Source organism: Streptomyces sp. Y7, from assembly GCF_043195415.1.
GTDB lineage: Bacteria > Actinomycetota > Actinomycetes > Streptomycetales > Streptomycetaceae > Streptomyces.
The window spans coordinates 84,333-107,235 of record NZ_JBIDDQ010000024.1 but is presented as its reverse complement, the minus strand read 5'-3'; the positions used below and the strand labels follow the sequence as shown (position 1 = coordinate 107,235).

14 protein-coding genes, 5 tRNA genes and 1 riboswitch are annotated in these 22,903 nt (G+C 70.8%); of the genes, 8 read left to right on the top strand and 11 right to left on the bottom strand.

The window, feature by feature from the left end:
• Positions 1-86 precede the first annotated feature (86 nt).
• Together trmB and ACGFW6_RS36725 are read left to right on the top strand one after the other, a co-directional pair.
• Complete coding sequence (gene trmB, locus ACGFW6_RS36730; RefSeq protein WP_393520121.1) at positions 87-938, top strand: tRNA (guanosine(46)-N7)-methyltransferase TrmB; 852 nt, start codon at positions 87-89, stop codon at positions 936-938.
• Between the two features lie 135 nt (positions 939-1,073).
• The gene (locus ACGFW6_RS36725) at positions 1,074-2,450 is read left to right on the top strand and encodes a PrsW family intramembrane metalloprotease (RefSeq protein WP_393520118.1); all 1,377 of its coding nucleotides are present in this window, start codon (positions 1,074-1,076) and stop codon (positions 2,448-2,450) included.
• A gap of 124 nt (positions 2,451-2,574) precedes the next feature.
• Here the strand turns inward: ACGFW6_RS36725 and ACGFW6_RS36720 are convergent, their stop codons facing one another.
• The 4 genes from ACGFW6_RS36720 to ACGFW6_RS36705 form a co-directional block, all read right to left on the bottom strand.
• A complete protein-coding gene (locus ACGFW6_RS36720; RefSeq protein WP_393520115.1) occupies positions 2,575-3,600 on the bottom strand; it encodes a M23 family metallopeptidase in 1,026 nt (341 codons plus the stop codon).
• An 11-nt stretch (positions 3,601-3,611) separates the two neighbouring features.
• Positions 3,612-3,769: riboswitch (cyclic di-AMP (ydaO/yuaA leader) on the bottom strand.
• 233 nt (positions 3,770-4,002) lie between these two features.
• Positions 4,003-5,064: a PP2C family protein-serine/threonine phosphatase gene (locus tag ACGFW6_RS36715; RefSeq protein WP_393520112.1), complete on the bottom strand. Its 1,062-nt coding sequence runs from the start codon at positions 5,062-5,064 to the stop codon at positions 4,003-4,005.
• Positions 5,065-5,189: 125 nt separating this feature from the next.
• Positions 5,190-5,263 (bottom strand) — tRNA-Met (locus tag ACGFW6_RS36710).
• Positions 5,264-5,375: 112 nt separating this feature from the next.
• Complete coding sequence (locus ACGFW6_RS36705; protein WP_393520109.1) at positions 5,376-6,509, bottom strand: dihydrofolate reductase family protein; 1,134 nt, start codon at positions 6,507-6,509, stop codon at positions 5,376-5,378.
• Positions 6,510-6,575: 66 nt separating this feature from the next.
• On the opposite strand from ACGFW6_RS36705, the gene ACGFW6_RS36700 reads away from it, so the two are divergent.
• Positions 6,576-7,091 carry a MarR family winged helix-turn-helix transcriptional regulator gene (locus ACGFW6_RS36700; RefSeq protein WP_393520106.1) on the top strand — a complete coding sequence of 172 codons (516 nt, stop codon included), beginning with the start codon at positions 6,576-6,578 and terminating at the stop codon, positions 7,089-7,091.
• 252 nt (positions 7,092-7,343) lie between these two features.
• Here the strand turns inward: ACGFW6_RS36700 and ACGFW6_RS36695 are convergent, their stop codons facing one another.
• The 7 genes from ACGFW6_RS36695 to ACGFW6_RS36665 all read right to left on the bottom strand — a co-directional run bounded on the left by ACGFW6_RS36695 (position 7,344) and on the right by ACGFW6_RS36665 (position 16,732).
• Positions 7,344-8,123 (bottom strand): MBL fold metallo-hydrolase, encoded by a 780-nt coding sequence (locus ACGFW6_RS36695; RefSeq protein ID WP_393520103.1) that lies wholly within the window; start codon positions 8,121-8,123, stop codon positions 7,344-7,346.
• Between the two features lie 196 nt (positions 8,124-8,319).
• Positions 8,320-8,392 (bottom strand) — tRNA-Lys (locus ACGFW6_RS36690).
• Between the two features lie 119 nt (positions 8,393-8,511).
• Complete coding sequence (locus tag ACGFW6_RS36685) at positions 8,512-10,092, bottom strand: amino acid permease (protein ID WP_393520101.1); 1,581 nt, start codon at positions 10,090-10,092, stop codon at positions 8,512-8,514.
• 48 nt (positions 10,093-10,140) lie between these two features.
• Complete coding sequence (locus tag ACGFW6_RS36680; protein ID WP_393520098.1) at positions 10,141-13,230, bottom strand: FG-GAP repeat domain-containing protein; 3,090 nt, start codon at positions 13,228-13,230, stop codon at positions 10,141-10,143.
• Between the two features lie 245 nt (positions 13,231-13,475).
• Positions 13,476-15,482 (bottom strand): DEAD/DEAH box helicase, encoded by a 2,007-nt coding sequence (locus ACGFW6_RS36675; RefSeq protein ID WP_393520095.1) that lies wholly within the window; start codon positions 15,480-15,482, stop codon positions 13,476-13,478.
• Between the two features lie 248 nt (positions 15,483-15,730).
• Positions 15,731-16,270 carry a hypothetical protein gene (locus ACGFW6_RS36670; RefSeq protein ID WP_393520092.1) on the bottom strand — a complete coding sequence of 180 codons (540 nt, stop codon included), beginning with the start codon at positions 16,268-16,270 and terminating at the stop codon, positions 15,731-15,733.
• A gap of 111 nt (positions 16,271-16,381) precedes the next feature.
• Complete coding sequence (locus ACGFW6_RS36665) at positions 16,382-16,732, bottom strand: metallopeptidase family protein (protein ID WP_328880690.1); 351 nt, start codon at positions 16,730-16,732, stop codon at positions 16,382-16,384.
• Between the two features lie 85 nt (positions 16,733-16,817).
• Here ACGFW6_RS36665 and ACGFW6_RS36660 point away from each other — a divergent pair, with 85 nt between their 5' ends.
• The 5 genes from ACGFW6_RS36660 to hrpA all read left to right on the top strand — a co-directional run bounded on the left by ACGFW6_RS36660 (position 16,818) and on the right by hrpA (position 22,825).
• Positions 16,818-18,389, top strand: coding sequence for a metallophosphoesterase (locus tag ACGFW6_RS36660; protein WP_393520089.1), 1,572 nt, complete (start codon positions 16,818-16,820; stop codon positions 18,387-18,389).
• A gap of 80 nt (positions 18,390-18,469) precedes the next feature.
• Positions 18,470-18,542: transfer RNA gene (locus ACGFW6_RS36655), tRNA-Glu, on the top strand.
• A 37-nt stretch (positions 18,543-18,579) separates the two neighbouring features.
• A tRNA-Asp gene (locus tag ACGFW6_RS36650) sits at positions 18,580-18,657 on the top strand.
• 21 nt (positions 18,658-18,678) lie between these two features.
• Positions 18,679-18,752: transfer RNA gene (locus ACGFW6_RS36645), tRNA-Phe, on the top strand.
• Positions 18,753-18,847: 95 nt separating this feature from the next.
• A complete protein-coding gene (gene hrpA, locus ACGFW6_RS36640) occupies positions 18,848-22,825 on the top strand; it encodes an ATP-dependent RNA helicase HrpA (protein WP_393520086.1) in 3,978 nt (1,325 codons plus the stop codon).
• Positions 22,826-22,903: the final 78 nt, after the last annotated feature.

Here is a 22,903-nt window from a genome sequence, read left to right as displayed (position 1 = left end):
CCGCCCGGGGGCGCGGACCCGCGCGGATGCGGTCGGGGAGCGGCCGTGGGTCTCCCCGTCCCGCTCCCCGTAAAATCGGCCCCACTGTGTCTGACTCCCTCAACGCCTCCGAAGCCCCCCGGCCCGCCGCCCCCACCCAGCCCGAGACCGGTGGGGACGGGCTGCGCCATGTCCCCGGGATCTCCGTCCGGCACACCCGGGCCAAGGGTGAGCCCCGTTTCCCGGACGGGCCCAGGGCCGATCCCGCCGGGTCGCACTTCGAGCGGCGGATCCGCAGCTTCCAGCCGCGGCGCAGCAGGGTGACCGCGGGGCAGGCGGACGCGCTGCAGCGGCTGTGGCCCAAGTGGGGCCTGGACATCGACGGGCAGCAGGTGGTCGACCTGGCCGAGCTGTTCGGGAACGACAACCCCGTCGTCCTGGAGATCGGCTTCGGCATGGGCGAGGCGACCGCGCAGATGGCCGCCGGCGACCCCGGCACCAACATCCTCGCCGTCGACGTCCACACCCCGGGGCAGGGAAACCTCCTCAACCTCGCCGACCACCACGGTCTCGGCAACATCCGGGTGGGCAACGGCGACGCCATCATCCTGTTGCGGGAGATGCTGGAGCCGGACGCGCTCGACGGACTGCGCGTCTACTTCCCGGACCCGTGGCCGAAGAAGCGGCACCACAAGCGGCGGCTCATCCAGCCCGAGTTCCTCGACCTCGCCGCGACCCGGCTGCGGCCCTGCGCGCTGGTGCACTGCGCCACCGACTGGGAACCGTACGCCGAACAGATGCTCGAAGTTCTGGCGGCGCATCCCGACTTCGAGAACACCGTCGCCGACGGCGGTTTCGCGCCCCGTCCCGAGTTCCGGCCGCTGACCCGTTTCGAGGGCCAGGGACTGGACAAGGGTCATGTGGTGAACGACCTGCTCTTCCGCCGCGTACAGCGGTAGGAGCAGCGGGAACAACAGCACCGACGACCGTCCGCCGAGGACATCGACAGCAGCATCGACAGCAACCCCTCACCGGCGCCCGAGCCCCCCTCGCGCTGCTGCGGGCGGCGCCTCTGCCTCGTTAGGGTCAATGCCGTGGCCACCTGTCCCCCGTACCCGACGCACCCCACCGGTCCCACCGGCGGCGCACTGCGGCACGCGCACTGGTGGCAGCGGCGGTGGGTGCGCTACGGCGCGCTCAGCACCCTCCTCGCGCTCTCCGGGCTGGTGATCCTCGCGCTGGTGCGCGAGCAGACCGGGACCGAGGGGTTCCTGGTCGGACTCGGGCTCGCCGTGCTGCCCGTGCCGCTGCTGGTGGCGTCCTTCCGCTGGCTGGACCGGGTCGAGCCGGGCCCTTGGCGCAATCTGCTGTTCTCCTTCGCCTGGGGTGCCTGCGCCGCGGCGCTGATAGCGATCGTCGCGAACAGCTTCGCGACCAGATGGATAGCGACCGCGACGGCGGATCCCTCGCACGCGGACACCCTGGGAGCGACCGTCATAGCGCCCGTGGTGGAGGAGTTGGCGAAGGCCGCGGCCGTGCTGCTGGTCTTCCTCTTCCGCCGCCGGGACTTCACCGGCATCGTCGACGGCGTGGTGATAGCCGGGGTCACCGCCACCGGCTTCGCGTTCACCGAGAACATCCTCTACCTCGGCACCGCCTTCGGTACCGACCAGCTCTCCGGCGACAGCGGCATCGCCTCCGTCACGGCGGCGACCTTCTTCGTCCGCGTCATCATGTCGCCCTTCGCGCACCCGCTCTTCACCGTGCTGACCGGCATCGGCTTCGGAATCGCCGCGCTGTCGGGCGAGCGCCAGCATGTGCGCCGGGTCCTGCTCCCGTTCCTCGGCCTGCTGCTCGCGATGGGCATGCACGCCCTGTGGAACGGCTCCTCCACCTTCGGCGAGTACGGCTTCTTCGCCGTGTACGCGACCCTCATGGTGCCCGCGTTCGGGCTGCTGACCTGGCTGGTGATCTGGACCCGCCAGCGCGAGCTGCGGACCGTGCGTGAGGAACTGCCCGCCTATGTCATGGCCGGGTGGCTGTCGCCGGGCGAGCCGTTCGCGCTGGGCTCGATGCGGGACCGCCGGGTGGCCCGGCAGTACGCGCGTCGGCGCGGCGGACGGGCGGCGGCGCGGACGGTCGCGCAATACGAGGCCTACGCCACGTCGCTGGCGTTCCTGCGGCACCGGGGACGCCTCGGGAAGGCCGGCGCGGACTTCGTCGTACGGGAACAGGAGCTCCTGCAGGCCCTGTGGCACCGCCGGGAGTTCGCCCGCCCGGCCCTGGAACACGCGGCCTCAGCACAGGCCCGGCAGGCACACGAGCACGGATACGGGCACGGGCACGGGTACGGGTACGGGTACGCATACCCGGCGCCGGCGCCGGTCTACTGGCAGTCCTACGGCCAGGTCGACGGGCCCGGGTACGGCCCGACGGCGCCGTACCCCGCGTACAACCCGTACCGGACGTGACCGGGCCGGCGCACGGGAAGCGTTGACCGGCTCCGCGGACATGCCGAAAACCGGCAGCCCTGACGTCGGGGGGTCGTCGCCAGGACCGCCGGGGATCAGAAGTGGATACCCGTTTCGGGGTGGGTCAGGGGGTGAGGCCCTTGCCCTGGAGCCAGGCCATCGGGTCGATGCCGTTGGTGCTGCCGTCGGGGTGCACCTCGAGGTGCAGGTGGGCGCCGGTCACGTTGCCGGTGGCACCCACGCGGCCGATGACGTCGCCGGTGTTGACCTTCTGGCCCACGCTGACGCTGATCGAGGACTGGTGCGCGAACCAGAGCTCGGTGCCGTCGTCGAGGGTGATCTCGGTCTTGTAGCCGTAGGAGCCGTCCCAGCCGGCGAAGGTGACCGTGCCGGAGTGGATCGCCTTGATCAGCGTCCCGGTGGGGGCGGCGAAGTCGAGGCCGGTGTGGTACCCGGAGGACCAGTAGGCGCCGGCCTGGCCGAACGTCGAGGTGATCGTGTACGAGGAGGTCGGCAGCGTGTACTGCTTGGCCAGCTCGGCGAGGCGCTCGGCCTCGGCCTTCTTGCGGGCCTCCTCCTCGGCGGCGGCCTTCGCGGCGGCGGCCTTGGCCTTGGCCTCGGTCTCCGCCTTGGCGGCCGCTTCGGCGGCCTCCTTCTCGGCGGCGGCGACGGCGGCCGCGGCGGCCTTGCTGTCGATCTGGTCCTGCTGGAGCTCGGCCTGCGCGATGATCCGGCTGCGCAGCGCCTCACCGGCGTCCGAGGTGCCCTGCGCGGTCTGCTCGGTCGTCTCGCCCATCGTGCTGAGGGCGGTGGCCGTGTCCTCGGCGGGCTCGGAGGAGTCGTCGGAGATCAGCGGCAGGTCGGGCATGGTGATGGCGACCGGCGGCTTGCCGCTGTTCGCGCTGGCCATGCCGCCCGCGCCGACGGCGGCTATGACGCCTACGCCGAGAACGGTGGAGCTGCGGGCGAGTCCCCCGCCACGCTGCTTGGAGACGCGGTGCCTGCCACGAACGGGACGAAGGGAATCCGCGGTGGGGTTCCACTCCTCGAACGGGCCCTCGTCGGTGCGGTTGCGGTCGTAGCCGAAGGTTTCCGTGCTGCGCTGACTCGGCACGAACGGGGCTTGCGGAGCAGGCCGGTTGGACGCCACGTGGGCGTACTCCTTTCCTTCCTTCTCGCCTACCGGGTTAGCTGACGGGTTCGGAGCAGGAAGGTCTCCTACGCGCGTATATCAACCGTGACTTCCCGGCGATATCCGCGCGATTCACCCCAGGGTGGTGGTTCCCCGGCTCCCTTGCGGGACTCGGCGCGTGCGCACGGAGCCGACTCTTGTGACGGCTGGGACGACCGCGCTGCGTTATCGAACGTTAATAGACGCGGGGTGCGGATTCCAAGCTGTTCCTCTTGATCATTAACGATTTCCGCCTGGACTTACGGGTCACGAGTGGCCTAAATCGGGCGAGTTGGCCAAACCTCAGAGACCACATAGGTATTGACGGTGTGTCAGTTGTTATGCGGAGGGGGGTCGTCCGATCACCCCCGGTGACGACGATCAGGGCCGGCGTACGGCCATGAGCGCCATGTCGTCCGCCATTCCTCCACCGGAGTGCCGTCTCACCTCCACCGAAAGCACACCAAGCAGGGCACCGGGTTCGCGCAGCGCGTTGGCGCGTCCCGCGAGACCCGTCTCGGGGTCGTAGAACCGCCCGCCCTCGTCCCGTGCCTCGGACAGTCCGTCGGTGTACAGCAGCAGCGTGGCCCCGCCCGGGAAGGCGGCCTCGTCGGCCCGGTCGGGCCAGGCGCCCAGTTCGCCCATGCCGAGCGGCAGGGCGGGTTCGGTGGCGGGCAGCGGCCGTACGGTCCCGTCGGCGTACAGCAGCAGCGGTGACGGATGCCCGCGGTTGACGAGGCGCACGATCGCCTCGCCGTGCGGGAGTTCGGCGAGTACGGCGGTGGTGAACCCCTCGCGGGCCTCGATCCCTTCGCGCCGGGTGCGCTCGCGCGCCAGGGCCCGCTCCAGCCGCTGCGCGACCGCCTCCAGCGTGGCCTCCTGCTCCGCGGCCTCCCTGAAGGCGCCGATCACGACGGCGACCGCGCCGACCGCGCTCATGCCCTTGCCGCGCACGTCCCCGACGATCAGCCGGACGCCGTGCGGACTGTCCTGCACCGCGTACAGGTCCCCGCCGATGGAGGCGCCCTCCTGCGCCGCCTCGTAGCGCGCGGCGATCTCGAAGCCGCCGATCCGCTCGGCGGGCTCCGGCAGGACGGCCCGCTGGGCGGCCTCGGCGATCTCACGGACGGAGGCGAGGCGCTCGTCGCTGCGGCGGACGAGGAGATGGATGAGGACGGCGAGCACGGAGACGACCACGGTGGTGACCAACTCGGTGATCACCTCCGCCTTGGGCAGGCCGCCGTGCAGGCCGCGGAGCACGAGCAGCACGGTGACGGCCACGACGCCGGTGAGCACCGTGCCGCGCAGCGAGTAGAGAGGGGCGGCGACCAGGGGCGCGGCGGTGAAGAAGGGAGCACCGGTGAAGTCGGTGGGCGTGACGTGGTCGTACACGGCACCCATCGCGATCAGCAGGGCGGGGAGCGACCGGACGAACCGGCGCACGTATGAGATCCGCCCTTCCTCCACCCCACCAGGGTTGCCGAAGCGGAGGCGGGGAGCGAGCGGTGAGAGCCGACCGGGAAAACACTCAGGGCCGGAACTGATGAGTTCCGGCCCTGAGCCTTCAGTAGCGGGGACAGGATTTGAACCTGCGACCTCTGGGTTATGAGCCCAGCGAGCTACCGAGCTGCTCCACCCCGCGTCGGTGAAACCAATAGTACGCCATCCGCGGGACGCTCAGCACACGACTTTCCGGCACACTGCCCTGAACAGGACTTTTCGGTCACCAGTGCGGGCCACGTCACACCTGGCGCTCAGGGCAGGAGGTGCGCGTTGGGTGCCTTGGCCCGCTCCGCGTACTCCGGCAGGACCAGGACGTCCACGCCCCGCGCCGCGAGCATTCCGCTGCCGTCGGCCCCCGTCACGAACGTGTCCGGCTCCCGCCAGGCCGTCACCACCCGGCGGACCCCCGCTTCGAGGATCAGCCGGGCGCAGGGCACGGGGCGGGACGAGCGGTGCGTGCACGGCTCCAGGCTGCTGTACACCGTGGCGGAGGCGAGCCTCGGATCCCCGGCCGCGATCTTCGCCAGTGCCGCCTCCTCCGCGTGCACCACCCGATCGCCGCTCTCCCGCGAGTGCCCGCGGGCCAGCTCGGTCCCGTCGGCCGCGACGACCACCGCGCCGACGCTGAAGGCCGTCTCCGACGGCGGACACAGCTCCGCCAGCTCGCACGCCAGCGCCAGCCAGTGCCGGTCCGCGGCGGAGGGGAGGGCACCGCTGCCGGGTGCGGTGGGCGCGTAGCGCATCAGGACGACGTCCTCGATGGGGCGGGACTCCAGCAGCCGCAGCCGGCCGCCCTGGTAACCGCCCGGCCCGAACAGCCGGGGCGCCTCGGGGTCGCCCACGAACAGCGGCGCCAGCACCAGCTGCAGTTCGTCGGCCAGCCCCTGCGTCATGAGCTGCGTGTGGACGGTGCCGCCGCCCTCGACCATCAGCCGCTCGACGCCGCGCACCTCGCGCAGATGCGCCAGCAGGGCCCGCCAGTCCAGCTCCGGCCCCAGCACGACGACGTCCGCCGCGACCGGCGACCGGCGCAGCCGCTCCGCGCCCTTCTCCGTCGTGTAGACGATCTTCTCGCCGCCGGTGTGCCAGAAGTGGGCCGCCGCATCCAGCTCGCCGGAGGCGCTGACCGTGACCTTCAGCGGATACTCGGGCCTGCCCGCCGCCGTGCGCGCGGCCCGCCGCTCGGCCGAGTTCACCAGCAGCCGCGGGTTGTCCGCCCGGATCGTGCCGGCGCCGATCAGGATCGCGTCCACCGACGCACGGACCTCGTCGACCCGGTCGAAGTCGGCCGGGCCGGACAGCAGCAGGCGCTCGGTGGTGGTGTCGTCGAGGTAGCCGTCCAGGGACACGGCGGCGGACAGCAGGACGTAGGGGTACGACGGCATCGGCGCGCTCTCCGGCTCGGCAGACTCGATCTTGGTTCAAGTTTGAAACAAACCTACACTGATGGCATGACGACTCGCTGGCTCACCCCCGAGGAGCAGCGCGCCTGGCGCGCGTACATCGGCGCCGTCCACCTGGTGGAGGACGCGCTGGACCGGCAGCTCCAGCAGGAGGCCGGCATGCCTCACATGTACTACTCCATCCTGTCCACCCTGTCCGAGTCCCCGGAACGGCGGCTCCGGATGACCGATCTCGCGGAACGGCTGAAGATCACCCGCAGCCGGCTCACGTACGCCGTGACACGGCTGGAGAAGGACGGCCTGGTCCGGCGCGAGGACTGCCGCTGGGACAAGCGGGGCAGCATCGCCGCGCTCACCGAGGAGGGCATGACGGTCCTGGAGGGCGCGGCGCCCGGCCATGTCGAGACGGTGCGCTCGGTACTCTTCGACCGGCTGAGCCCGGAACAGGTCGGACAGCTGGAGGAGATCTTCACGCAGGTCACCGAGGGCTTCCAGGGCGAGACGGCGAACGCCGCCGGGGAGGACGTGCCCTGGCGGCGGCGTTCGGGCAAGTCCTGCTCGTGACCCGGACGGGAAATCTGTTGATTCCTGCGCGCGAAGGTCCTCCAGACCCAGCACACCCTGCCGCTGGGCGACCTGACGAAGCTCAGCGCCGGCTGAGCCCGCTCTCCTCAAGGGACCGTTCTCTGCGGAGGGTTCGAGGGTTCACGGAGAGGAGATCACGGGCCGGCGGGAACTCGCCCTGCGCCGAGGGGGGAATCGTCCTGCCCGGCCGGCACCGTGCTCGGCCTGCCCCCGGAGGGCACCGGGTGCCACTCACCCCCATTGCACGCGCTCGGTCAGCCCCGCGGCCTCGAAGGCGGCCGCCAACTCCTCGCGGCCCTCGGTGAAGTGGGCCCAGCTGTCGAAGTGGACCGGGACTATCCGCCGCGCATCGAGAATCCCGGCGGCCTCGGCGGCCCGCGCGCTGTCGAGGGTGAGGAGCTGCCGGTCGAGGACCGGGGTACGGGCGGCGCCGGCGAACAGCACGGCGAGGTCCACCGGCCCGAACCGCTCGGCGACCTCCTCGACCGGCCCGAGCTGGGCGTTGTCCCCGCTGACATAGACGGTGGGCAGCCCGTCCCCGGTCAGCACGAATCCGACGACCTGTCCGACGACCGCTTCGAGCTGCGCCCGCTCCCCCGGCCCGTGCAGCGCGGGCGCCCCGGTCACGGTGACGACACCTCCACCGGGCCGCTCCACCTCCACCGACTCCCAGTCCGCCAGCCCACGCGCGGTCCCGCCGAGCCGCTGGGCCCCGCCGGGCGTGGTCAGCGTGAGCGGTACGTCGGCGAGCAGCGCCCGCCCGGAGACGTCGAGGTTGTCGGGGTGCTCGTCGTGCGACAGCAACACCAGGTCGATACGGCCGAGTTCACCGACCGAGCCCGACGCGGGAGCCGTCTTGGTCAGGGCCCGGCCACCGCCCAGTGGGTAGTCGCCGGGCGCGTCGAACGTGGGGTCGGTGAGAATCCGCAGGCCGCCGTACTCGATCAGGGCGGTGGGACCACCGAAGACACGGACGGGAACCTGCTCACTGGTGATGCGGGTGGCAGCCATCGACAGTCAGACCTCACGGTTGCGAGTGAATGTATCCGTGAGACGACAGTAGCCATACCTCACGGATGGACGCAAGCAAGAACGTGAGAAGTCGGGAGCGCCGACAGGCCCCGGACAACGCAACGGCGCCCGGGCCGACCAAAGTCGACCCGGGCGCCGCAAGCAGAACGGACGGTCTCTCACCGTCCGCGAACCGTAGGCCCTGTGGGACTCGAACCCACAACCAATGGATTAAAAGTCCACTGCTCTGCCAATTGAGCTAAGGGCCCAGGCGATGTTGCCACCCCGAGCATAGCCCGACGTGGCCGAGTCTCCGATCGGGTATCGGGGTCACGGCCGCGTCGGCGGTGGCACAGGGTGCCGGAATGAGCCCTCACGCACCGAAGTGCTACGGATCCACCGGTTCGGGCGCCCCCACCCGCCCCGCCTCCCGGGCGATGTTCCGCTCGTGCCCGGGGTTGAGGAACCAGTGCCGGGCCGAGGCCAGCCACCAGCCCCAGGCGAAGCCGAGGACGACCAGGACGGCGACCGGGGCGTAGTTGAAGGTCTCCCAGGTCACCGGCGAGACCTGCGGCAGCATGAACAGCACCGTGATCACGCCGACCCAGCCCACCGCCACCACGCCAACGATCCGCGACCAGCGGCCCAGATGCCACGGCCCGCGCTCGAACGCCTCTCCCTTGCGCACCCGCAGCAGCGTCGGGATGACGTACGCGATGTACAGGCCGATGACCGCGATCGACGTCACCGCCGCGTACGCCGTCACATTGATCAGATACGGCAGGCCGAGCACCAGTGCCCCGCCCGCCGCCAGCCACACCGCCGCGACCGGTGTCCGGGTGCGCGGGCTGACCGTGTGCCAGAGGTGCGAGAAGGGCAGGGCGCCGTCGCGCGAGAAGGCGTAGATCATGCGGCTGTTGGCCGTCACGGACGCCATCCCGCAGAACAGCTGCGCCCCGACGACGACCAGCAGGAGCAGCTTGCCCGCCGTCGCCCCGAGCGCGTCGAGCAGGATCTGCGCGGGCGGCGCGCCCGTCGGGGAGGTGAGGGCGCCCTCGTACGACTGGATCGCGAAGGTGAAACCGAGGAGGAGCACGAAACCGGCGATCCACGACGTCCAGATCGACCGCACGATGCCCTTCGGGCCGGCCGTCGAGGCGTCGTGCGTCTCCTCCGTCATGTGGGCGGAGGCGTCGTAGCCGGTGAAGGTGTACTGGGCCATCAGCAGCCCGAGCAGGACCACGTAGACCCCGCTGCCCCAGCCCGTGTTGTTGACGAACTCGCCGAAGACGAAGGACGCGGACTGGTGCCGGTCCGGCACGAAGGCCAGCGCGCCGACGATCACCGCGACGCCCAGCACGTGCCACCACACGCTGATGCTGTTGAGCAGCGCGACGATCCGCACGCCGAAGGTGTTCAGCAGACCGTGCAGCACCAGGATCCCGGCGAACAGCAGGATCGTGCGGCCCGGCGTCACCTCGAAGCCGAACTGGAGGTTCAGATAGGCGCCGAGGAAGGACGCCGCCCCGAAGTCGATGCCCGCGGTCACCGCGACCTGGCCCAGCACGTTGAACCAGCCCGTGAACCACGCCCACGCGGCGGCCGTACGCGACGGCGCGAGCCGGTGCGCCCAGAAGTACAGGCCGGCGGAGGTCGGGTAGGCCGAGCAGATCTCGGCCATCGACAGCCCCACGAACAGGGTCATCAGGCCGACGGCCACCCAGCCCCAGGTGATCACCGCCGGGCCGCCCGTGTTCATCCCGAACAGATACAGCGTCAGACAGCCCGAGAGGACCGAGATGATCGTGAAGGAGACCGCGTAGTTGGAGAACGCCGACATGCGGCGGGCGAGAACCTGCGTGTAGCCGAGCTGGGCCAGCCGCTCTTCGTCGGAGAGCCGCACGTCCGGAGGTCTTCCGTCCGGGAGCTTTCCGTCCGACCGCCCGCTCGCTATGGCGTCATCTGTCATGTCCCCAGCGATTCCCGCACTGGGGACGTGACATGCGTCACAACATGGCTAAAAGATGCCCTTGTAGCCCTGCCATCCACCGGCGATCTTCACTCGGGCGCCGAAAGACCCCTTGCCGTCACCGTTGTTGCGCCAGACATCGCCGCTGCCGTCCCGCGAGACGAGGTCGGCCTTGCCGTCGCCGGTGATGTCCCCGGGCCCGACGATGACGTCGTAGCCCGTGCCCCAGTTCGCGAAGACCTTCACCCGGTCCTTCAACAGCCCGTTGCCGAGCCCGTTGTAGCGCCACAGCGTCCCGGACCGGTCCCGGGCGAGAACGTCCCCGTGACCGTCGCCGTTCAGGTCCCCGGCGCCCACGATCTTCGGGTAACCGGTCCACGCCGAACGGATCTTCCTGCCGGCCGCCAGCGTCCCGTCGCTCTTGGCCGCGAAGAGATGGATGTCCCCGGTCGACGCCTTGCGCGCCAGCAGATCGGGCCGCTTGTCGCCGGTCAGATCGCCGGGTGAGGTGAGCACGTCGTAGGCGTTCCAGCCGGTGCCGAGCTTCACGTACGACATCGAAGTGGCGGGCGCCTGACCGCACTTGACCTTGTAGCCGCGCAGCGCACCGTCACTCATCCGCACCAGCACGTCATTGCACCGGTCGCCGTTCAGATCCCCGAACGGCACCGCGACCGCCTTCGTCGACCAGCCGCTCCCCGAGACCTTCCCGGAGAAACCGCCCTTGCCGGTGCCCTGCTGGAAGGTGAGAGTGCCGGAGGAGTTGAGGGTGAGCAGGTCGCCGGTACCGTCGGGCAACCCGTCCGGTCCCGCGTGGTCGTGGCGCACCGGGTCGCCGCGCAGCAGCCTGACCGACCCTCGCACCTCCAGCGGGGCTCCCGCACCGTCCGCGGGCGTGACGCTCAGCGTCCAGTCGTAGGAGCCGCTCGGCAGGAACGCGACACCGGTGCGCGCGGGGTCGTCCCCGCCCCACCCGACGCTCAGCTCACCACGCGCCGCACCGCCGGTGGTCGTGGCGACGGCGTTCCCCGCCTTGTTCCGCACCGTCAGCTTCCAGCCCGCCGAGGGCTTGGACAGCAGCACGGTGGTCAGGGTGTCGGGCACGGCGCCCGTGGCGCGCGCCTGGACGGACGCGACGTTCTGCGCCGGCCCGAGCAGCCGCAGCGGCTGCTGCGGGACTCCGGACGGTACGAGGTGGACGCGCTCCTCGGTATCGACGTACGCCGCGTTGGCGCCGGACTCGTCCACCGTCCAGCGCACGTCGCGCTGCGCGACCCCGGTGTCCGGCAGATCCCCGATGACCCGGTCGACCGCCGTGCCCCCCGCCACCGCGGTCATCGTCAGCTTCCCGGCCTGCTTGTCATGGGTGACGACGTACCCGTCGCCGAGCTTGGCCTCGCCCGTCGGCACGGGCACGGACTTCTTCAGCGTCCGGTCGTAGACACCGGCCCGGTTCTCGCAGTTCCAGTACAGGTAGCGGCCGAGAGCCTGCAGTTCGACGGGGATGCAGCCGGCGTCGGTGGTGACGGTGCTGGAGGTCCTCGTCGACAGGTTCAGTGCCGTGACCGCGCCCGGGGACGTCGCCGGCGTCCACAGGACGTCGCCGGAGAGGGCGGCGGCCGCGGACGTCCGCGCGACCTCGGCACCGCTGCCGCCGATCCGGTAGACGTACGACGCACCCGGCGTCGCGTAGAGGACGTACTGCCCCGACACATCGGTGACGATCCCGTCGGCGGGCACACCCCGCTGCCAGAACCCCGCGTCCGTCGGACCGTTGACCCGCAGCACCTCGGCCTCGGAGCCGTGCTCCAGCCAGACGATCCGGCCGTCGGCGGTCCCGAAGACCCGCGAGCACGTGATGTCCAGCGCCGGACACGCGTCCATCACGACGGTCGAGTCCGGCGACGGCGTGAAGTCGGACCGCTCACCGAACTCGGGCGCACCGGTGGCCGCGACGGTCCGTACGTAGTCGTCACGCTGCGCCTCCTTGCTCGTGTCGGTGACGACCAGGCGGCCCTGTTCGAGGGAGATGCCCTGGATCCGGGCCGGCGGCTTCGGCAGCGCCTTCACCCGGGTGACGACCGGACGGCCCGAGGCGTCGGCGTGGATGCGCTGGATGCCCCAGTCGCCGTCCCCGGTTCCGCCGACAGCCACGGCGGAACCGTCCGACGCCGTCGCCACGTCGCGCCCGGCCACCGTGAACAGCCGCACATCCGCACCCCCCGCGATGGGTTTGGCGGTCACGTGGTCGCCGGTCACCGGGAGACTGACCAGCCAGTCGCCGACGACCGCGAGGTCGCTGACGGAACTGTCGGACCGGTTCTCCTCCAGGTCCACCTCGACAGGAGCGGCCGAGAGGTCGGTGCGGGACAGCACCAGCACCTTGGCGTCCAGCTCTCGGCTGTACACGGCGACGTGCTCGGGCGAGAGCTTGAGGTAGGCGTAACGACTGCTCGGCAGCGAACCGGACCAGCTCTGCACCCGGCCCGTGTGCCGGTCCACGGCCACGACACGCCAGCCGTCGTCCAGCACCGCGTTGAAGACGACACCCGAGACGTCGGCGCCGCGCGGGGTCCCCAGCGACATGCCCTCCGGGATCCCGCCCACCTCGGTGTCGACGACGGTGCCGTCGGGACCGACCTCCAGCAGATGATGCACGCGTGAGGTCGTACCGTCCGCGTGGGTGACGGGGCTCCAGGTCACCACCGTCGTGCCGTACACGCCGAGCACGGTGTGCCCGGTCGGCGTCCGGAAGGTACGGGTCGAGCCGTCGACCGGGTTCCACAGGTCGATACGGCCGCCGTCGTGGCGGTACGCGAGGATGTCGCTGCCCGTGCCGAGGGGGTATCCGCCCGGCACCGACGGCACCTCGACGGAGCGGCCGTCGGAGTAGCGCGTCCACAGCAGACGCGAACTGCCTTCCAGCCGGTGGTACATGCCCTCGGCGCCGACGGCGTCCGTTCCGTACAGGGTGTCCGGCTGGTACAGCGTCGCCCACAAAGGGGAGTTACGCGGCGTGGCCGGGACGATCGTCTCCTGCGGTGTGTCCGCCGCGGCCGCTGTCGGCAGCAGCGGAGCGAGGCCGGCCACGATCACCGAGGACGCGGTGATCAGCCGTACAAAGGCATGACGAGCCAAGAAAAGGACCCTCCCCAATGGCATGAGAGGCGGCTGCGACCCCGCGTCGGTCCTTCGGCCCCCCGGCCACCGACTCCCAGGTGTCGTGCTCCTCTCAGAAGTTGGCTGATCATAACCGGGTTCGCACGGATTTTCGGCCATGCAAAAGCGCCGTGGCCCACCCCGATGAGGGATGGGCCACGGCGCTGATCGCTCAGTGCCTCAGGAACCAGCGGATGCCTCGCATCCTGCGGAACCTTCCGAGGTCAGCCGTTGCGCTTCCAGCGCGGCTTGTCGTCGCGACGGCCGAAGGACGAGCCGCCGGTGCCGCGGTGGTCGTCGCGACGGCCGTACGGGCGGTCGTGGCCGCCGGAGCGGAAGCCCGGGCGGTCGTCGCGGCGGTCGCGGTTGAAGGGACGGTCGCTGCCGCGGTGACCGCCGCGCTCGTCACGACGCTCGAAGGAACGGCCCGCGGGACGCTCGTCACGGCGGAAGCCGCCACGGTCGTTGTCACGGCGCTCGAAGGAACGGCCGCCACGGTCGTTGTCACGACGCTCGAACGAACGCCCACCACGGTCACCGTCGAAGGAACGGCCACCCCGGTCACCACGGTCGTCACGGCGGAAGCCGCCACGGTCGTTGTCACGACGCTCGGAGCCACGGTCCCGGTTGAAGCCGCCCCGGTCGTCACGGCGCTCGAAGGAACGCCCGCCACGGTCACGGTCGAAGGAACGCTCACGGTCCCGGTTGAAGCCGCCGCGCGGACGCTCGCCCCGCTCGACGTCCTGCGCCGCGGGCTGCTCGGGCACGGCCACCTCGACGGCCTCGGCGGCCTCGACCGCCGCCGCCTGCGCCTCGGCCACCGCGGTCTCCGGGTCCTCGCCACGCTCGCGCGCCGCCCGGGCGACGAGCCGGTCGGACTCCTCGCGCAGCTCGACCGCACGCCGCTGCGCCCGCTCCAGCTGCTTGGTGAGCTGGGCGACCTCGCGCTCGGCCTGCTGCGCGGCGTTGCCGGCCGACTCGGCCTGCACCTCGGTCATCGAACGGGCGCCGGTGATCTCGGCGACCTCCGGGTCGAACGCGGCACCGCCCTGGATGATGTGCCGCCCGGCGTCGACGCCCGCGTCCTCCATCAGCCGGAAGATCTGGCGGCGCTGGTGCGGCAGGGAGAGCGAGACGACCGTGCCGGTGCGACCCGCACGGGCCGTACGGCCGGCGCGGTGCAGGTAGTCCTTGTGGTCGCCCGCCGGGTCGACGTTCAGGACGAGGTCGATGCCGTCGACGTGGATGCCGCGCGCGGCGACGTCGGTGGCGACGAGGACGTTGACGTAGCCGTCCTTGAAGTCGGCGAGGGTCCGGGTCCGGGCGCCCTGCGTCATGCCGCCGTGCAGCGCGTCGGCCTTCGCACCGGCGTCACGCAGCTGCTCCGCGACACGGTCGGCGCCCAGCTGGGTGCGGACGAAGATGATGGTGCGGCCCTTGCGGGAGGCGATCGCGGCGGTGACCGGCGCCTTGTCCTTGGGCTTCACGATCAGGATGTGGTGCGACATGGTCGTCACCGCGCCCTGGGCGGCGTCGACCTCGTGCAGGACCGGGTCCGTCAGGTAGCGGTCGACGAGGGTCTTGATCTCGTTCTCCATCGTCGCGGAGAACAGCATCCGCTGACCGCCCGCGGGAACCTGGTCGAGCAGCTCGGTGACCTCGGGCAGGAAGCCCAGGTCGGACATCTGGTCGGCCTCGTCGAGCACCGCGACCTCGACGTCCTCGAGGGAGCAGGCGCCGCGGTTGATGATGTCGCGCAGCCGGCCGGGGGTGGCGACGAGGACGTCGACGCCACGCTCCAGGGCGTAGATCTGGTTGCCCATGGACGTACCGCCGCAGACGACCTTCATCTTCAGGCCGAGCTGGTCCCCGTAGGGCTGGAGGGCGTCCGCGACCTGCATCGCGAGCTCACGGGTCGGGGTGAGGATGACGGCGCGCGGCTTGTGCTTCTCGGTGCGGCCGCCGGAGAGGCGGGCCAGCGTCGGGAGGCCGAACGACAGCGTCTTGCCGGAGCCGGTGCGACCGCGGCCCAGGATGTCCTTGCCGGCCAGGGCGTCCGGGATGGTCGCGGCCTGGATCGGGAAGGGGGTGGTCACGCCGTTCTGCGCGAGCTTGCGCACGACGCCCTCGGGCAGACCGAGGTCCGCGAAGGTGATCTCGGGGGCGGTCGTCTCGTCGGTGTTCTCGCCGTTCTCGGGCACGACGACGTGATCAGTACTGGAAATGGACATGCGTATGCGAAACCTTCCGGAGTCTCGTCGGCACGCGCCCGTCAACTCCGTGATTCGCAATAAGACCGCCTCAATGCGGTCAGCCACGGCAAGGGAGAGTACGCGCCACACGGCGCGCTCTGCGTTGGCGCCGGGCAAATGGGATCAAACGATCTACCACCATACGCACCCAGAGCCCCCCTAGGCAAACCGACCGTGGCCGGTGTAGGCAACGTCACTCCCGACGCCGCCGCCCGCCCCCTCGAACCTCACGCCGGCGCCCCCGTGGCCGGCGCCGGTTCCCGCTGCCCGAGCTGCGGCCCGGTCTCCTCGTGGGCCGACGACGAGGGCTCGGCCTGCGTGGGCGTCGGCGTGGCGGTCGTCGGCTGCTCGGTGGGCGTCGGCTCCGGTTCCACCGTACGGGTCGGCGTCGGTTCGGCCGTCCGTGTGGGACCGGGGTTCTCGGTCTGGCCCGGCTTCACCGGCCCGCCGCCGCCCACGGGCACGGACGCGCTCGTCTTCGCCGAGGGCGCGGCCGACGGGGACGCCGACTTCCCGGCCTTCTTCCCGCCCTTGCCCTTGCCCTTCGCCTTGTCCGGTCTGCCGTCGTCGCCGTGGGCGCCGTACCCGGACCCGCCCCCGGACACGGCCGAACCCCCGTCCGGCGCCTCACCACCACGCTGCCCCGCGGAGTGCGACGGCTTCGCGCTCCCGCCTCCGTCGTCGTCGCCGACACTCATACAGCCGGCGGCAGCGGCCACGGCCACCACCGTGGCGGCCAGACGGACAGGTACGTACAAACGGCGCACGGGGGCCACCTCCAGTGGCGGGCGAAGAAGTCAACCTGCCCAACTCCCGCCGCCCACAAGAGGACACGCGCCCCGCGGCACGGCCCGCCGGCCGTTCGCGCCGGCGCTCCCTCACCCGTAGCCGAGCGCGTGCAGCCGCTCGTCGTCGATCCCGAAGTGATGGGCGATCTCGTGCACCACGGTCACCTCGGTCTCCGCGACGACCTCCTCCCGCGACTCGCACATCCGCAGCGTCGGTCCCCGGTAGATCGTGATCCGGTCCGGCAGCACCCCGGCGTACCACTCCCCGCGATCGGTGAGCGGCGTCCCCTCGTACAGCCCGAGCAGCTCGGGGTCGTCCGCGGGCGGTTCGTCCTCGACGAACACCGCGACGTTGTCCATCAGCCGTGTCAGCTCCGGCGGAATCCGGTCCAGCGCCTCGGCGACCAGTTCCTCGAACTCCTCGCGCGTCATCTCCAGCACAGGCCCATTGTCGGGTACGACCCGCCCCGGAAGGAGCCGCCAACGGCCCCGCATATCCACCCACGCCCTTGGGCATACGGGACCAATGGCCCGCGTCCCCGCCGCAGTCCTGAAAGTTCTCGCCCACGTCCCCAGGGCCCCGCGCGCCCTCGCCCGCCGCTATTCGACCCGCCGCCCGCTGCCCACCCTGGAACTCGTCACCCAGCCGCACCCCTGGACGCGCGCCCTGGGCCTGGTCACCGTGGTCCTGCTGGGCGCCTGGCTCGGCCTGCTGATCGTCGGCAACGTGCGCGTCCCGGTCGGCCCCATGAACACGACGATGACGCTGCGCCCGTCCATCACCGGCGGCACGAAGATCAACATCTCCCCGCTCGGCGCCCTCCAGCTGGACAGCCACATCGCACCCGTTCGGCTGGACGTCAACGTCGACCAGCTCGACCCCGAGCGCGCCCAGGCCCTGGTCGACCACCCCGAACGGCTCTCCGGCCTCCAGCAGGAGGTCGCCCAGGACGTCGCCCACGGCACCCGTGACCTGGCCGTCCGCAGCTGCGTGGCCGTCGTCACCGGCGCCGCGGCCCTCGGCCTGGCCGTCTACCGGCGCCCCCGCCGCGCCCTGGCCGCCGGCGGCATGGCCCTGACCCTCCTGGCCGCCTCGGGCGGCACGGCCTACGCGACCTGGAACCCCGAGTCCGTCCTGGAACCGAAGTTCTCGGGCCTGCTCTCCTCCGCCCCGTCCCTGGTCGGCAACGCCCGCAGCATCGTCACCGAATTCGACGTCTACCAGAAGGAGTTGGCCCGCCTGGTCACCAACGTGACCAAGCTCTACGACGCCACCTCCACGCTCCCCGCCTACGCCCCGGACCCGAGCACCATCCGCGTCCTGCACGTGTCCGACATCCACCTCAACCCGGCGAGCTGGAAGATCATCGCCTCGCTGGTGAGCCAGTACAAGGTCAACGTGATCGTCGACTCGGGCGACACCATGGACCACGGCACGGCCGCCGAGAACGGCTTCCTCGACCCCATCGAGGACCTCGGCGCCCCCTACGTCTGGGTCCGCGGCAACCACGACTCCCGGCTGACCCAGCGCTACCTGGAAGACCTCGAGAACGTCCACGTCCTCGACGACGGCCAGGCCCGCACCATCGCCGGCCTGCGCTTCGCCGGCATCGGCGACCCCCAGTTCACCCCCGACCGCTCCACGGTCCCCGGCGGCGACGCGGCCAACGAACTCGCGGGCGCCCGCCTGGCCACGTCCCTGCGCGACCAGCGGGCCGCCGGCACCCCCGTCGACGTGGCCGTCGCCCACGAACCGGTCGCCGCCCGCCAGACGGACGGCGAGGTCCCGCTCGCCCTGGCCGGCCATCTCCACCACCAGGAGATGGAGGTCATGCGGTACGGCACCCGGCTGCGCCTGGAAGGCTCCACCGGCGGCAGCGGCCTGCGCGCGGTCGAGGGCAAGCACCCCGACCCGATCCAGACCTCGGTCCTCTACTTCGACCGCCAGACCCGGCGCCTCCAGGCCTGGGACGAGATCGAACTGGGCGGCCTGGGCCTGACCACCGCGGAGGTGCGGCGCCACCTGGTGGAGGAGAACCAGCCGGGCGCGACGGACGCCCCGAGCCCGGCGGACTCGTCCCCCAGCCCGTCCCCGTAAACCGTTTTGGCGATACCTCCCGCCATCCCATATGCTTCTCACGTCCCCGACGCGCTGAGAAGCGCCCAGGCGGGCCGATAGCCCTCATCGTCTAGCGGCCTAGGACGCCGCCCTTTCAAGGCGGTAGCACGGGTTCGAATCCCGTTGGGGGCACGCAGTACGGTGTGCGACACTGTCGTACGCAACGCAAGGTCCTGTGGAGCAGTTTGGAGTGCTCGCCACCCTGTCAAGGTGGAGGCCGCGGGTTCAAATCCCGTCAGGACCGCCAAGGCTTCGATGAAGCCTTGATGGCTGGGTAGCTCAGTTGGTACGAGCGATCGCCTGAAAAGCGATAGGTCGCCGGTTCGACCCCGGCCCCAGCCACAGTCAAGGCCCCGATCCCCGGATCGGGGCCTTTCTGGTGTGTGCCACAAAAGCGTTCGCCACGGATTTCGCCGGGATGAGATCCTGGATCCCGTATGTCTACGCACCCCGCCCCCGCCCTCGGCCCCCTGGCCCCCCGCCTGAACGAGCTGTCGCTGCGCGACGCGCACCGGCTCGGTCGGCGGCTCGAAGGTGCCCGCAAGATCCGCAAGCCGGAGGCGCGGGCCGCCGTGCTCGCGGAGATCGAGGCGGAGGTCGCCCAGGGCGAGGAGCGGATCGCCGCCCGGCGCACCCGTCTCCCCGCCGTCTCGTATCCCGAGCAGCTGCCGGTCAGCCAGAAGAAGGACGAGATCGCGGCCGCCATCCGCGATCACCAGGTCGTGATCGTCGCCGGTGAGACCGGTTCCGGCAAGACGACCCAGATCCCGAAGATCTGTCTGGAGCTCGGGCGCGGGGTCAGGGGCATGATCGGCCACACCCAGCCCCGCCGGATCGCGGCCCGTACGGTCGCCGAGCGCGTCGCGGAGGAGCTGGACACCCCGCTCGGGGAGTCCGTGGGCTGGAAGGTGCGCTTCACCGACCAGGTGAATCCCGAGGGCACCTTCATCAAGCTGATGACGGACGGCATCCTGCTCGCCGAGATCCAGACCGACCGCGAGCTGCGCGCCTACGACACGATCATCATCGACGAGGCTCACGAGCGGTCCCTCAACATCGACTTCCTGCTCGGGTACCTGGCGCAGCTGCTGCCGAAGCGGCCCGACCTGAAGGTCGTCATCACGTCGGCGACCATCGACCCCGAGCGCTTCTCGCGGCACTTCGGTGACGCCCCGATCGTCGAGGTCAGCGGGCGGACGTATCCGGTGGAGGTGCGGTACCGGCCGCTGCTCGAGGAGGACTCCGAGGACTCCGACCGCGACCAGATCACCGCGATCACGGACGCCGTCGAGGAGCTGATGGGGGAGGGGAAGGGCGACATCCTCGTCTTCCTCTCCGGTGAGCGGGAGATCCGGGACACCGCGGACGCGCTGACGAAGAAGCAGTACCGCTTCACGGAGATCCTGCCGCTGTACGCCCGTCTCTCGCACGCCGAGCAGCACCGGGTCTTCCAGCAGCACACCGGGCGCAGGATCGTTCTGGCGACCAACGTCGCCGAGACCTCCCTCACGGTCCCCGGCATCAAGTACGTCATCGACCCGGGTTTCGCCCGGATCAGCCGGTACAGCCATCGCACCAAGGTGCAGCGGCTCCCCATCGAGCCGGTCTCGCAGGCCAGCGCCAACCAGCGCAAGGGCCGCTGCGGCCGCACCAGCGACGGCATCTGCGTCCGGCTGTACTCGGAGGACGACTTCCTGGCCCGTCCGGAGTTCACGGACGCGGAGATCCTCCGTACGAACCTCGCCTCCGTCATCCTCCAGATGACCGCCGCCGGGCTCGGTGACATCGAGAAGTTCCCGTTCATCGACCCGCCGGACCACCGCAACATCCGCGACGGCGTGCAGCTCCTCCAGGAGCTCGGCGCGATCGACCCGGCCGAGAAGGACGTACGCAAGCGGCTCACGCAGACCGGCCGCAAGCTGGCCCAGCTGCCCGTCGACCCGCGCCTTGCCCGCATGGTCCTGGAGGCCGACCGGAACGGCTGTGTCCGTGAGGTCATGGTCATAGCGGCGGCGCTGTCCATCCAGGACCCGCGCGAGCGGCCGGCCGACAAGCAGGCGCAGGCCGACCAGAGCCACGCCCGCTTCAAGGACGAGACGAGCGACTTCCTCGCCTTCCTGAACCTGTGGCGCTACGTCCGCGAGCAGCAGAAGGAGCGGGGCTCGTCGTCGTTCCGCCGGATGTGCAAGCAGGAGTACCTCAACTTCCTGCGCATTCGCGAATGGCAGGACATCTACACGCAGTTGCGCACGGTCGCCAAGCAGATGGGCATCCACCTCAACGAGGACGACGCCCCCGCCGACCGGGTCCACGTCTCCCTCCTCGCCGGTCTCCTGTCCCACATCGGCATGAAGGACGTGAAGGAGTCCAAGGACTCCGGCCCCGGCGCGCGCAAGGACGGCGGGCGCAACGAGTACATCGGTGCCCGCAACGCGAAGTTCGCGATCTTCCCGGGCTCGGCGCTGTTCAGGAAGCCGCCGCGCTTCGTGATGTCCGCCGAGCTCGTCGAGACCTCCCGCCTCTGGGCCCGCGTCAACGCGCGGATCGAGCCCGAGTGGGTCGAGCCGCTGGCCGAGCACCTCCTGAAGCGCACGTACTCCGAGCCGCACTGGGAGAAGGACCAGGCGGCGGTGATGGCGTACGAGAAGGTCACGCTGTACGGCGTCCCGATCGTCGCCCAGCGCAAGGTCAACTACGGCCGGATCGATCCCGAGGCCAGCCGCGAGCTGTTCATCCGCAACGCCCTGGTGGAGGGCGACTGGCGCACCCACCACAAGTTCTTCGCCGACAACCGCAAGCTCCTGAGCGAGGTCGAGGAACTCGAACACCGGGCCCGGCGCCGGGACATCGTCGTGGACGACGAGACGCTGTTCGACTTCTACGACGCCCGGGTGCCCGAGCACGTGGTCTCCGGCGCCCACTTCGACTCGTGGTGGAAGCGCAAGCGGCACGAGGAGCCGGAGTTCCTGGACTTCGAGCGCGAGATGCTCATCCGGGAGTCGGCGGAGGCGGTCACCAAGGCCGACTATCCCGACTCCTGGCGGCAGGGGCAGCTCAAGTTCCGGGTGACGTACCAGTTCGAGCCGGGCGCGGACGCGGACGGTGTGACGGTCCACATCCCGCTCCAGGTCCTCAACCAGGTCACGGACGAGGGCTTCGACTGGCAGATCCCGGGCCTCAGGGAGGAGCTGGTGACGGAGCTGATCCGGTCCCTGCCGAAGCCGATCCGCCGCAACTACGTGCCGGCCCCGAACTTCGCCGGGCGGTTCCTCGATACGGCCGTCCCGCTCCAGGAGCCTTTGACGGTGACGATGGCCCGCGAGCTGAAACGCATGGTGGGCGTCCCCTTCGACGCGGACGACTTCGACTGGTCGAAGGTCCCGGACCATCTGCGCATCACCTTCCGGATCGTCGACGAGCGGCGCCGCAAGCTCGCCGAGGACAAGGACCTGGAGGCTCTGCAGCTCCAGCTGAAGCCGAAGGCGCGCAAGGCCCTGTCCCAGGCCGCGGCGGCCACCGCCTCCCGCGAGGGCGGGGAGTCCCTTGAGCGCAATGGCCTGACCGACTGGACCATCGGCACGCTCACCCGCGTCTTCGAGACCCGCCGCGCCGGCCAGCCGGTCAAGGCGTACCCGGCGCTGGTGGACGACGGCGACACGGTGTCGGTCCGTCTCTTCGACACGGAGGCCGAGCAGCAGCAGGCGATGTGGAAGGGCACCCGCCGGCTGATCCTGCGCAACATCCCGGTCAACGCGGCGAAGTTCGCGTCCGAGAAGCTCACCAACGCCCAGAAGCTCGCCCTGTCCGCCAACCCCCACGGCTCGATCCAGGCCCTGTTCGACGACTGCGCGATGGCGGCGGCGGACAAGCTGATCGGGGACTTCGGCGGGCCGGTCTGGGACGAGGAGTCGTACCGCAAGCTCTACGACAAGGTGCGCGCCGAGATCGTCGACACGACGGTCCGTGCGGTGGGCCAGGTGCAGCAGGTCCTCGCCGCGTGGCAGGCCGCCGAGCGCCGTCTGAAGTCCGTACGCAGCCCCGTGCTGCTGGCGAACCTGACGGATGTGCGGGGGCAGCTGGACGGCCTTGTGAAGCCCGGCTTCGTGACGGAGGCGGGGCTGCGGCGCCTGCCCGATCTGATGCGCTATCTGATCGCGGTGGACCGCCGGCTGCAGCAGATGCCGACGAACGTCCAGCGGGACACCACGCGCATGGAGAAGGTCCACGAGATGCGGGACGAGTACGCCTGGCTGCTGGAGCAGATGCCGCAGGGGCGTCCGGTGCCGCAGCAGGTCCTGGACGTGCGCTGGATGCTGGAGGAGCTCCGGGTGAGCTATTTCGCGCACGCGCTCGGTACGGCGTACCCGATCTCCGACAAGCGGATCGTGAAGGCGATCGACGCGCTGGTGCCGTGACGGACCGCGCACGCTGAGTGAGTTCGACCAGGGGGCTCGCCCTCCTGTAGAGTCTCTTCTCGCAGCGCAACGCACGAA

Coding starts and splice junctions, on each gene's coding strand:
- ACGFW6_RS36705 (WP_393520109.1), bottom strand. CDS start 6,509: ATGCCGTCGTACCCCTACGTCCTGCTGTCCGCCGCCGTGTCCCTGGAC.
- ACGFW6_RS36700 (WP_393520106.1), top strand. CDS start 6,576: ATGACGACTCGCTGGCTCACCCCCGAGGAGCAGCGCGCCTGGCGCGCG.
- ACGFW6_RS36695 (WP_393520103.1), bottom strand. CDS start 8,123: ATGGCTGCCACCCGCATCACCAGTGAGCAGGTTCCCGTCCGTGTCTTC.
- ACGFW6_RS36685 (WP_393520101.1), bottom strand. CDS start 10,092: ATGACAGATGACGCCATAGCGAGCGGGCGGTCGGACGGAAAGCTCCCG.
- ACGFW6_RS36675 (WP_393520095.1), bottom strand. CDS start 15,482: ATGTCCATTTCCAGTACTGATCACGTCGTCGTGCCCGAGAACGGCGAG.
- ACGFW6_RS36660 (WP_393520089.1), top strand. CDS start 16,818: ATGGCCCGCGTCCCCGCCGCAGTCCTGAAAGTTCTCGCCCACGTCCCC.
- hrpA (WP_393520086.1), top strand. CDS start 18,848: ATGTCTACGCACCCCGCCCCCGCCCTCGGCCCCCTGGCCCCCCGCCTG.